The sequence below is a fragment of the Streptomyces sp. NTH33 genome (assembly GCF_003236365.1).
Classification (GTDB): Bacteria; Actinomycetota; Actinomycetes; order Streptomycetales; family Streptomycetaceae; genus Streptomyces.
The window spans coordinates 1-11,717 of record NZ_POTZ01000219.1 but is presented as its reverse complement, the minus strand read 5'-3'; the positions used below and the strand labels follow the sequence as shown (position 1 = coordinate 11,717).

General features: G+C 72.4%; 7 protein-coding genes. 2 read left to right on the top strand and 5 right to left on the bottom strand.

The annotated features are described in order from the left end of the window. The 5 genes from C1I97_RS20755 to C1I97_RS20735 all read right to left on the bottom strand — a co-directional run. A partial coding sequence (locus tag C1I97_RS20755) for a non-ribosomal peptide synthetase (protein WP_111004724.1) occupies positions 1-7,269 on the bottom strand: 7,269 nt, incomplete at its 3' end. Between the two features lie 124 nt (positions 7,270-7,393). Next, entirely contained in the window at positions 7,394-7,678 is a 285-nt protein-coding gene (locus tag C1I97_RS20750) for a hypothetical protein (protein WP_111004723.1), read from the bottom strand. 185 nt (positions 7,679-7,863) lie between these two features. After that, complete coding sequence (locus C1I97_RS20745) at positions 7,864-8,880, bottom strand: asparagine synthetase A (RefSeq protein ID WP_309147815.1); 1,017 nt, start codon at positions 8,878-8,880, stop codon at positions 7,864-7,866. Between the two features lie 2 nt (positions 8,881-8,882). Next, positions 8,883-10,199, bottom strand: a complete 1,317-nt coding sequence (locus C1I97_RS20740) for a methylaspartate mutase (protein WP_111004721.1) — start codon at positions 10,197-10,199, stop codon at positions 8,883-8,885. Beyond that, positions 10,196-10,591, bottom strand: coding sequence for a cobalamin B12-binding domain-containing protein (locus tag C1I97_RS20735; RefSeq protein WP_258382664.1), 396 nt, complete (start codon positions 10,589-10,591; stop codon positions 10,196-10,198). Before C1I97_RS20735 ends, C1I97_RS20740 begins: the two co-directional genes overlap by 4 nt. Before the next feature lie 437 nt (positions 10,592-11,028). On the opposite strand from C1I97_RS20735, the gene C1I97_RS20730 reads away from it, so the two are divergent. Next, positions 11,029-11,310 (top strand): hypothetical protein, encoded by a 282-nt coding sequence (locus C1I97_RS20730; protein ID WP_111004720.1) that lies wholly within the window; start codon positions 11,029-11,031, stop codon positions 11,308-11,310. A gap of 155 nt (positions 11,311-11,465) precedes the next feature. Further along, positions 11,466-11,678 carry an MbtH family protein gene (locus C1I97_RS20725; protein ID WP_111004719.1) on the top strand — a complete coding sequence of 71 codons (213 nt, stop codon included), beginning with the start codon at positions 11,466-11,468 and terminating at the stop codon, positions 11,676-11,678. Positions 11,679-11,717 lie beyond the last annotated feature (39 nt).

Here is an 11,717-nt window from a genome sequence, read left to right as displayed (position 1 = left end):
GTGGGAGGTGGCGAAGGTGGTGGTCTCGGTGGGGCCGTAGCCGTTGACGACCTGGAGGTCCGGGCAGACGTCCATGACCCGCCGTACCGCCTCGGGCGGCACCACGTCACCGCCGGTCCACACCTCGCTCAGGCCGGTGAAGGCGGCCGGGTCCTCCTCGGCGACCAGCCGGAACAGACCGACCGTCAGCCACAACCCGGTGATGGACTCCTCGGCGAGAATCCGGGTCAGCGCGGCGGTGTCCAGCAGGCCGGGCGGGGCGACGACCAGGGTTGCGCCGGACAGCAGCGGCACCCACAGTTCGTACGTCGTCGCGTCGAAGGCGAGCGGCGAGTGCAGCAGGACCCGGCGGTGGGCGCCGCCGGTGAAGCGGTCGTCGAGGGCGAGTTCGGCCACGTTGCGGTGGGTGATGGCGACGCCCTTCGGCACGCCCGTCGAGCCCGAGGTGAACATGACGTAGGCGAGCTGGTCGGGGTGGACGGTGACCTCGGGGGCCGTGTCGGGGAACGGGCCGGCCGGGTCGGTCGCCGACACGGCGCGGGCGCCGTCCGGCAGCTCGAAGCCGCTCAGGTCGTGGTCGGTGAGGAACACCTCCGCGCCCGACATGCGCACGATGAGGTCGATGCGGTCCTTCGGGTAGCGGGTGTCCAGCGGCACGTACACCGCGCCGGCCTTGACGACGGCGAGGATCGCGACGACCGCCTCCAGGGAGCGCTCCTGGAAGAGCGCCACCCGGGAACCGGGCCGCACCCCCTCGGCGATCAGCCGGTGGGCGAGCCGGTTCGCACGCCGGTCCAACTCGGCGTACGTCAAATGCTGTTGGCCGTGCGCGAGAGCGACTGCGTCCGGTGTGCGGGCGGCCTGCCCTGCGAACAGCTCCGGCAGTGCGGCGGCCGGGCGGACCTGCCGGGTGCCGTGCCAGGTGTCGAGCAGCCGCGCCCGCTCGTCGTCGGCCAGGACATCGAGGGATCCGATCGGGGCGTCAGGGGTGTCGGCGGCGGCCTGGAGCAGCCGCACCAGGCGGGCGGTGACGGCGGAGACGGTCGCCGGGTCGTACAGGTCGGTGGCGTACTCGACGGTGATGCCGAGTTCGGCCGGGCCGCCGTCGGGGGCGCGGCGCTCGTGGAAGGTGAAGGTGAGGTCGAACTTGGCGATGTCGAGGGTAGTGAACTCCGAATCGCCGCGCAGACCCGGCAGTTGGGGCACCGGGTTGGTCGCGTCCGTGACCGACAGCATGACCTGGAAGAGCGGGTGCCGGGCGGCGGACCGCTCCGGGTTGAGCGCCTCCACGAGCCGGTCGAACGGCACGTCCTGGTGCGCCCAGGCCGCCAGGTCGGTCGTCCGCACCCGGTCGAGGAGTTCGCGGAAGGTCGGGTCGCCGCTGACGTCGGTGCGCAGCACGAGCGTGTTGACGAAGAACCCGACCAGGTCCTCCAACGCCTCCTCGCCCCGGCCCGCGACCGGGGAACCGATCGGGATGTCGCTGCCGGCACCGGAGCGTGCCAGCAGGGCCGCGGTGGCCGCCTGGGCCACCATGAACAGGGTGGTGCCGCTCTCCCGGGCCAGCTTCGTGAGCGAGGCGTGCAGGCCGGCGGGGCAGCGCACGGTCAGCGAGGCGCCCCGGTACGAGGCGGTGGCGGGCCGGGCCCGGTCGGCGGGCAGCGTCACCTCCTCCGGCAGTCCGTCCAGCACCCGCCGCCAGTGGTCGAGCTGCCGTTCCTCGTCCGCCGCGAGCAACGCCTGCTGCCACAGCGCGTAGTCGGCGTACTGGACCGGCAGCGCCTCCCAGCCGGGCGCCGTGCCCTCGGCGCGGGCCGTGTAGGCGGCGGCCAGGTCCCGCATGAGGGGCGTGTTGGACCAGCCGTCGGAGGCGATGTGGTGGGTGACGAGAAGCAGCACGTGCTCGTCGTCCTCGACCTGCAACAGGTCGGCGCGCAGCGGCAGTTCGCGGGCCAGGTCGAAGGTGGTGGCGGACAGGTCGCGGAGCACCGCCGGCAGTGCCTCCCGGGTCGCCGGGATCAGCGCCAGCGCGGGCCGGGCCTGCTCGGCGGGCAGGATCCGCTGGTACGGGGTGCCCTGCTCGGCCGGGAAGACGGTCCGCAGCGCCTCGTGCCGGGCCACGACGTCGCCCAGGGCGAGGTGCAGCGCGTCGGCGTCGAGCGTGCCGGTCAACCGTACGGCGAGCGGGATGTTGTAGGTGGCGGAGGGCCCCTCCATCTGGTCCAGGAACCACAGCCGCCGCTGGGCGGCGGACAGCGGCACTCGCTCCGGCCGCTCCCCCGCCACCAGCGCCGGGCGCCGGTCCGCGTCCGTGCCGTCGGCGATGAACACCGCGAGCCGAGCCACGGTGGGGTGCCGGAACAGGTCGCGTACGGACACCCGGGCGTCCAGGGTGTGCCGGATGCGGCTGACCAGCCGGGTGGCGAGCAGGGAGTGACCGCCGAGGCGGAAGAAGTCGTCGTCGATGGAGACCGCGGGCAGTCCCAGGGCGTCCGCGAACAGCCCGCACAGCACCTCTTCGACGGGCGTACGACCCTGCCGGCCACCGGGCCCGGTGCCGAGCCTGGGTTCGGGCAGCGCACGCCGGTCGAGCTTGCCGTTGGCCGTCAGCGGCAGCAGGTCCAGCTCCACGAAGGCGGTCGGGACCATGTACTCGGGCAGCGCGGCACCGGCGTGCCGGCGGAGGCCGTCGGTGTCGACGCGGGTCTCCCCGGTGGCCACGACGTAGGCGACGAGGCGCTTGTCGCCGGGGCGGTCCTCACGGACGATCACCGCGGCCTGCGAGACGGACTCGTGCGCGACCAACGCCGTCTCGATCTCACCGGGTTCGATCCGAAAACCGCGCAGCTTCACCTGCTGGTCGGCCCGGCCCTCGAAGACGACCTCGCCGTGCTCGTTCCACCGCGCCAGGTCACCCGTGCGGTACATCCGCTCACCGGCCGGACCGAAGGGATCGGCGACGAAGCGTTCGGAGGACAGCCCCGGCCGCCCGACGTATCCCCAGGCGAGGTGGCTGCCCGCCACATACAACTCGCCCACCACACCGGGCACCACCGGACGCAGCCCCTCGTCCAGCACGTACATCCGGGTGTTCGCCATCGGCACACCCAGGTGCAGCCGCTCCACCACCCGCTCGCCGGGCCCGAAGACCTGGTAGCTGCAGAAGACCGTCGACTCCGTCGGCCCGTACGCATGCACCACCGTCGTTGCCGGGCACTCGTCCAGCACCCGCTGCAACGCCGGCGCCGACAGCACGTCACCCCCGGTCCAGATCTCCTCCAGACCCGCCAGCGCGCCCACCGCCTCCGACGCCATCGCGTCGAACAGCGCCGTCGTGAAGTACACGGCGGTGATGCCGTGGCGGGTCAGAGCATCGCCGAGTTCAGCCACGTCGACCTTGGCCACCGGCAGGATCACGGCGGTGCCGCCGCTGAGGAGGGGCACCCACAGCTCGTACGTCGAGGAGTCGAACGCTAGCGGCGAGTACGCCAGCACCCTCCGATGCCGCTCCCCCGCACCCCACCACGGGTCCAACGCCAGCTCCACCACATTGCGGTGCGTGTTCGCCACACCCTTCGGCGTCCCGCTCGACCCGGACGTGTACATCACGTACGCCAACTGGTCTGGATACACCGGGACTTGGAAGGACTCGGCGTGGGCCTCGGCCAGCAGGGCGGGGACGTCCGGCGGGGACAGCAGGGTCAGGCCCTCGGCCGGGGCGTCCCGGTCGGTGACGAGGAGGGTGGCGTCGGTGTCGGCCAGGATGAACGCCAGGCGCTCCCGAGGCTGGCGGGCGTCCAGCGGCACGTAGGCGCCGCCCGCCTTGAGGACGCCGAGGACGGCGACCACGTACTCCGGTGACCGGTCGAGGAAGAGGCCCACGGCGGTGCCGGGGACGACACCGAGGCCGGCCAGGCGGCGGGCGAAGGCGTCGGAGGCACGGTCGAGTGCGCGGTACGACAGCTCGCGCTCCCCGCACACCAGCGCCGGCGCGTCGGGGGTGCGCGTGGCCTGGACGGCGAACAGCTCGTGCAGGGCGCCGGTGGGCAGGGTGGCGACGGTGTCGTTGTAGTCGGTGAGCAGGGCGCGGCGCTGGTCGCGGGTGAGTAGCTCGATGTCGGCCACGCGGACGTCGGGGTCGGTGATCACGGCGTCCAGGACCCGGGTCAGCCGGTCGGCGGCCGTCTCGATCGTCGCGGGGTCGTACAGGTCGGTGGCGTACTCCAGGACTATGTCGAGGCCGTTCGGGCGACCCGTCCGGTCGCGGTGCTCGTAGAAGTTGACGGTGAGGTCGAACTTGGCGGTGCCCATGCCGGGTTGGCCGGTCTCGGCATGTACGCCGGGCAGCGCGGGGGCGGGTTCGGCGGCCTCGGCCAGGGTGAGCATGACCTGGAAGAGCGGGTGGCGGGCGGCGGAGCGCTCCGGGTTGAGGGCCTCCACGAGCCGGTCGAAGGGGAGGTCCTGGTGCGCCCAGGCGGCCAGATCGGTCTCGCGTACCCGGTCGAGGAGTTCGCGGAAGGTGGGATCGCCGCCCGCGTCGGTGCGCAGGACCAGCGTGTTGACGAAGAAGCCGACCAGGTCCTCCAGAGCCTCGTCGGTACGGCCCGCGACGAGGGAGCCGACCGGGATGTCGGTGCCGGCGCCGGAGCGGGAGAGCAGGGCGACCGTGGCCGCCTGCACCACCATGAAGAGCGTGGCGCCGGACTCCCGGGCGAGCGCGGTGAGCGCCTGGTGGGTCTCGCTCGGGCAGTGCACGGTGTGCGTGGTGCCCCGGTAGGAGGCGACGGCGGGCCGGGGCCGGTCAGCCGGCAGGGTCGACTCGGCGGGCAGTGCGGCGAGCGCCGCACGCCAGTGGTCGAGCTGCGTCTCCTCGTGCTCGGCGAGCAGGTCCCGCTGCCACAGCGCGTAGTCGGCGTACTGGACCGGCAGCGGCTCCCAGCTCGGCGCCGTGCCCTCGGCGCGGGCCGTGTAGGCGGTGCCGAGGTCCCGCATCAGCGGGATGTTGGACCAGCCGTCGGAGGCGATGTGGTGCACGACCAGGACCAGCACGCTCCGGGCCGGGCTGAGCTGCAACAGGGCCGCGTGCAGGGGAAGTTCGGTCGCCAGGTCGAAGAGGTGCGCGGACTCCTCGGCGATCCGGTCGGGCAGCTCGTCCTCGGTGACGTCGGCGACGGTCAGCGGGGCGTTCACCTCGTCAGGGTGGGTGATGTGCTGCCGGGGCTCGCCGTCGTGCACGGGGTAGCTGGTGCGCAGCACCTCGTGGCGGGCGATCACGTCGCCGAGGGCCTGCCGCAGCAGCTCGGGGTTCACGGCGCCGCCGAGGATGACGGCGAGCGGGATGTTGTAGGTGGCGGAGGGCCCCTCCATCTGGTCCAGGAACCACAGCCGCCGCTGGGCGGCGGACAGCGGCAGGTGGTCGTCCGAGCGCGGGGCGACGGTGAGCTGGGGTAGCGGGGCCGTGCCGGCGCCGCCGGCGATGTGCTCGGCGAGGCGGGCGACGGTCGGGTACTGGAAGAAGTCCCGCAGGGACAGCTCAGTCGCGAGGGCGCTGCGGACGCGGCCGACGAGCCGGGTGGCGAGCAGGGAGTGACCGCCGAGGCGGAAGAAGTCGTCGTCGATGGAGACCGTGGACACGCCGAGGATGTCGGCGAACAGCCCGCACAGCACCTCTTCGGCGGGCGTGCGCGGGGCCCGGCCCGCGGCGCCGCCCGCCTGCGGTGCGGGCAGGGCGCGCCGGTCGAGCTTGCCGTTGGCCGTCAGCGGCAGCTCGGGGAGGACGACGAAGGCGGAGGGCACCAGGTACTCGGCGAGGCGTTCCGCGCAGTGGCCGTGCAGGGTGTCGGCGTCTACCGCCCCGACGACGTAGGCGACGAGGCGCTTGTCGCCGGGGCGGTCCTCACGGACGATCACCGCGGCCTGCGAGACGGACTCGTGCGCGACCAACGCCGTCTCGATCTCACCGGGTTCGATCCGAAAACCGCGCAGCTTCACCTGCTGGTCGGCCCGGCCCTCGAAGACGACCTCGCCGTGCTCGTTCCACCGCGCCAGGTCACCCGTGCGGTACATCCGCTCACCGGCCGGACCGAAGGGATCGGCGACGAAGCGTTCGGAGGACAGCCCCGGCCGCCCGACGTATCCCCAGGCGAGGTGGCTGCCCGCCACATACAACTCGCCCACCACACCGGGCACCACCGGACGCAGCCCCTCGTCCAGCACGTACATCCGGGTGTTCGCCATCGGCACACCCAGGTGCAGCCGCTCCACCACCCGCTCGCCGGGCCCGAAGACCTGGTAGCTGCAGAAGACCGTCGACTCCGTCGGCCCGTACGCATGCACCACCGTCGTTGCCGGGCACTCGTCCAGCACCCGCTGCAACGCCGGCGCCGACAGCACGTCACCCCCGGTCCAGATCTCCTCCAGACCCGCCAGCGCGCCCACCGCCTCCGACGCCATCGCGTCGAACAGCGCCGTCGTGAAGTACACGGCGGTGATGCCGTGGCGGGTCAGAGCATCGCCGAGTTCAGCCACGTCGACCTTGGCCACCGGCAGGATCACGGCGGTGCCGCCGCTGAGGAGGGGCACCCACAGCTCGTACGTCGAGGAGTCGAACGCTAGCGGCGAGTACGCCAGCACCCTCCGATGCCGCTCCCCCGCACCCCACCACGGGTCCAACGCCAGCTCCACCACATTGCGGTGCGTGTTCGCCACACCCTTCGGCGTCCCGCTCGACCCGGACGTGTACATCACGTACGCCAACTGGTCTGGATACACCGGGACTTCTAGGGGTGGCTCGTGTTCGGCGGGTTCGGTGACGTCGTCGGTGAGGCGGAGGACGGGCACGGTGCCGGCGAAGGCCGTGGCGTGCTCGTCGCGGTCGGTGAGGAGGAGGACCGCGCCGGTGTCGGCGAGGATGAACGCGCGCCGCTCCTCAGGCTGGCGGGGGTCGAGGGGGACGTAGCAGCCGCCAGTCTTGAGGACGGCGAGGACGGCCACGACGTAGGCGAGGGAGCGGTCCTGGAAGAGGCCGACGCCGTCTCCCGGGCGCACGCCCCGGGCGGTCAGTCGGTGCGCGAGGGCGTCGGCGGCCCGATCCAGTGCCCGGTAGGTCAGTTCGCGGCCTTCACACACCAGCGCCACCGCGTCCGGGGTGCGCGTGGCCTGGGCGGCGAACAGCTCGTGCAGCGCGCCCTCCGGCAGCCGTACGGCAGTTTCGTTGTAGGCGTCATTGTCGACGGGGGTGGTGGTCTGGGTGGGGTGTTGGTGAGACATCTTCTCGACACCATTCTCGAAAGTTCGGGGTCTGCACGGGTCTCGCGGCGGGCCGGAAACCGGTGCGGCCACGACTGAGGAAGCGCGTGTGCGGCGTGGAAGAGCGCGAGGGCACGGTGCCGAGTCAGGCGGCGCCGGGTGCCGCCGGTGGCGTGCGCCAGGCGGCGGGGAGGAGCAGGTCCTCGAGGTCGAGGGCGTTGACGTGGTACTTGCCGACCGCGCTGGTCAGCGTCCGCGTCTCCAGGGCGAAGGCCTCGCCGGGGTCGTGGCTGGCGACCTGGGTGGAGCCGAACGCGGAGACGTACAGCGACAGCCGGCTGGTGAACTCGCCGATGGTCGTCTCGAGTTCGACGTCGCTGTAGAGGGGTTCGCGGCCGAGGCCGATGAGCTTCTTCAGGCGCTCGGGCATGAAGACCGGCGGGACGATCCTGATGCGCTCCAGGTCGTCGTCCGGGTCCGGCGCGTACGGTGCCGGGTCGGCGCCGAGCAGCCCGCTGCCTTAGCCGGGCTCGGCGGGGAAGACGGCGGCGGCGCCGTGCCGGGCGCGGGAGCGGACCTGTTCCTCGGAGAAGCCGTTCGCGACGCGTGCGGTGCTCACGCCGACACCACCCCGGGGAGCTTCGGGTAGGCACTGGCCTGCCAGGCGGCCTGCCGTCCGGTGACGTATCGGGTGAAGCGCTCCAGGCCGATGCCGAAGCCGGAGCTGGCGGGGATGCCGCGGCGGGCCAGGTCCAGGTACCAGCCGTACTTGGCGGGGTTCTCGCCGGTCTCGCGCATCCGGGTGACGAGGGTGGCGTAGTCGTGCTCGCGCTCGCTGCCGCTGGCGAGTTCGCCGTACCCCTCGGGGGCGATCAGGTCGAAGTTGCGCAGTACGCCGGGCTGCTCGGGGTCCTCCTTGTCGTAGAACCCGCGGGATCCCTTGGGGTAGTCGGTGATGAAGAAGGGGCGGTTGGCGCCGGCGGAGACGATCTCCTCGCCCTGCCAGTCGATCTCGGCGGCGGGGTCCTGCGGGTGCCCGTCGGCGATCAGGTCGGCGGTGGCCTGGGCGTGCCCGACGCGGCCGAAGGCGTCGGCAACGGCCTGGCGCAGGGTGTCGGTGTCGCGGCCGAGCACGTCCAGTTCGGCGGGCATCGAGGCGACGACGTCGGTGACGACGTGGGTGACGAGCTGCTCGGCGAGGTGCATCGCGTCCTCGCGGCGGGCGTCGCGTATCTCCACGTCGATCTGGTGGAACTCGGCGAGGTGGCGGTGGGTCACGGCCGTCTCGACGGGCTCCAGGCGGACGTTGGGCGCGATGTAGAAGATTTTGTCGAAGGCGAGCAGCGAGGCCTGCTTGTAGAGGATGGCGCTCGTCATCAGCTTGTACTTGTGGCCGTAGAAGTCGACGTCCACCTGCTTGGAGCCGCGGATGCCGGGGTCGGTGACCGGGCCGATGAGAGGCGGCAGCAGTTCCTGGAAGCCGTGTGCGGTCAGGAAGGCGCGGGTGGCGGCGAGCATACGGCTCTGCACGCGCAGGGTAGCCCGGGTGCGGGGGTCGGTGAGGTGGGCGTCGGGCGAGAACGGGAACGGCGCCGGTACCTCGTCCACGGCCTCGGGGGTGGTCACGGTCATGGTCATACCTCCAGGAGGTCGTGGGCGTGCTCGTCGGCGGCGACGCGCTGCGGGCCGGGAGCGGAGCGGGGGTCGGGGGCCTGGTCGTAGCGGCGCTGTACGTAGGTCAGGGCGTCGTACAGGCCGGCGGCGGTGAGCCGGGCACCGCGCTGTCCGGTGACCCTGCCGATGGGCAGGGCCCCGATGTCCGACCAGGTGAGCCGGCCGGCACTGTCGATGTGGCTGCGGGTGCGGCCGGCGTTGTCGGGGTGCAGGCAGAAGGGGACGTCGAGGTAGCCGCGCTCGAACGCCTTGAGCAGCGCGCTGCCGAGGTCGGCGTCCAGGTCGAGTACGGCGTCCACGAGGGCGCGGGCCTCGGCATAGACGGGATTGTCAGCCGTGTCGAGAGCGTCGGCGGATGCCGTCGTCGTGGTGCGGGCGGCTGCTCGGGCGGCGACGCGGAGGGCTTCCACGTTCTCGGCGACGGTCGGGATGCGGTGGGCCTCGGCGGCGGTCTTCACGATGAGCCGGTCGGCGCCGGCGCGGATGGCGAGTTCGGCGGAGCGCTCCAGCAGGGCGCGGGCGCCATGCGGAGAGCGGGGGTAGACCCCCATGTAGGTGTAGACGACGACGTGCCAGTCGGTGTCGGGGAGGAGTTCGGCCGCGAGGCGGCGCAGCGCGCGGACCGCTTGCCGGTCCTGCTCGGGGCTGGTCTGCTGGGTGTAGCTGAGGGAGATGGAGCGCAGTCCGGCCCGGTGGAAGAAGACCCCTTCCAGAGCGCTGATGGCCACCAGTAGTCCGGGCGGGCAGAGTTGGCCGAGCATGCAGCCGCCGAAGCTCTCCAGGTGTGGTTCGGCGCCCTCGGCGCGGAGCGCGGCCAACTGCTCGCAGGCCTCCTGCCAGTTGCGCACCGAGTCGACCAGGGGGGTGCGGCCGTAGGGCAGGCAGTAGGAGACCGGGCCGCCCTCGGTGGCGGTCAGGCCGAGCCGGGCGAGCGCGGCGACGATCCGCTGCGGACTCGCCGAGCCGTGCCTGACCTGGACGGGGAAGGTCGAGTCGGGGATGCCGTCCAGGACCCAGTGGGAGGTGTGCGGGCTGTAGGAGGTGATGGGGTAGCCGTTGAGTGGGACGTCCGCGTTGAGGGCCCGTACGGCGGCCGGTTCGTCGCCGACGCGGGTGTAGCTGTCGATAGTGAGGGTGCCGGCGACCGCGTCCGCCGCGTGCTTGGTGGCGAGCAGCCCGGCGCGCATCCGGGCGGGTTCCGAGAAGCCCATGCGGGGCTGCACCACGAGGGCGCCCCGGGCGCGGGCGGCGGCCACGAACCGTCCGAAGGACGTCACTGCGCCGCTCCTTCCCGGGACCCGGTCGGCACGGGCGGGGTCCGGTCCGCCGCCAGCGCGGTGACGAACGCCTCGAAGGGCGCCAGGCCCTGCTCGTCGTGGAACACCGCGTCGAAGCCCGCGGTCAGCAGCCGCCGGCGGTTCCCGTCCTGCCCCTCGGCACCCCGGACACCGAGCTTGCCGCCGACGACGGCCGGCAGCCCGGCCAGTTCCCAGCGCGCCCGGAGCGCCCGGACGAGGTGCTCGGCGTCGTGGAACCCGTGGCCGTTCACGCTGCTCACCACGAGCAGGTCGGGCTGGTACTTGCAGCACGACTCGACGATCTCGTCCTGCGCGATGCACGGCCCCAGATTGACGACGTGGTGTCCGAGGTCTTCGAGCAGCAATTGCATGAACACGAGATTCCAGGTGTGTGCATCGGACGGCAGTCCGGTGACCACGACGTCCAGCGGCCCGGATGGGTCTCGGGGCGCCAATTCCGCGGGCTGTGTCATCACTTCGTCCACATCATGGGATGTCAATGAAAGAAGGAAGTCCTGGATGGCTCGGAACTTCCTTTCGCCATCGATCGTAGGAACGCGGTACGCGACTCACCGGCGCCCGAGGCGGCAGCCGGGCGGCAGTTGTCCCTGCCCGTCGATGCGGGGTTCCCAGCCCGGCGTACAGTCGGTTTCCGGCGCCGCACCGGTGTGAAGGGCGCGAAGGAAACACGGTCGCGGCGACATTCCGGCACACGCCCGCACAGCCGGCGGACGCGAGCGAAATGAACGTCGAGAATGCGCACGCGCGGGTGGCCGGCGTAATCCGTACCTTGCGAAGGAGTGGAACCATGTCCCAGATCGCCCCTGTCGCCGCCCCGGACGAATTGCTGGCCGCGGCGCTGCGCGAGGCCATGTCCCAGGCCGATCGCCGTGAGCCCGTGGGCGAGGCGAAGTTCGCGGTGCTGGAGGCGGCGGTGCAGCTGCTCGACGCCGACCGGCCCGAGCTGGCCGACCAGCCCCAGCTGCGCACGGAGTTGCTGCGCGAGGCGCTCGGCTCGGTGCGGGCCGCGGCGGTCGCCGCGGGAGTCGCCGTCACGCGCGCCCGCCAGGTCGCGGGCGTGCCGGTCTGACCGGCCCGGCGCCTTGTCCGCGCGGCGCCGGAATGCCGCCCATCTGCCGCCCCTGCTGCCCGATGTCGCGGGGCGGGACGCCTAGCGTCGAGGCAGCGGTGCGGTGGCGCCCCCCTTGTACCGACCTGTTCCACGGACCTACAGAGGTGACTTCCATGGCAACCAACCCGTTCGACGACGCCGACGGCCGTTTTGTCGTCCTGGTCAACGACGAGAACCAGCACTCGCTGTGGCCCGCCCGCATACGCCGCCCGGACGGCTGGCAGCAGGTGCGCGAGGAGGGCAGCAAGCAGGAGTGCACCGAGTACATCGAGGCCAACTGGACCGACCTGCGCCCGCGTTCGGTGGTAGCCGCGATGGGCGGCTGAACCGTCCGGCCCACACCGGGGCGGCGTCGGTACCGGCTC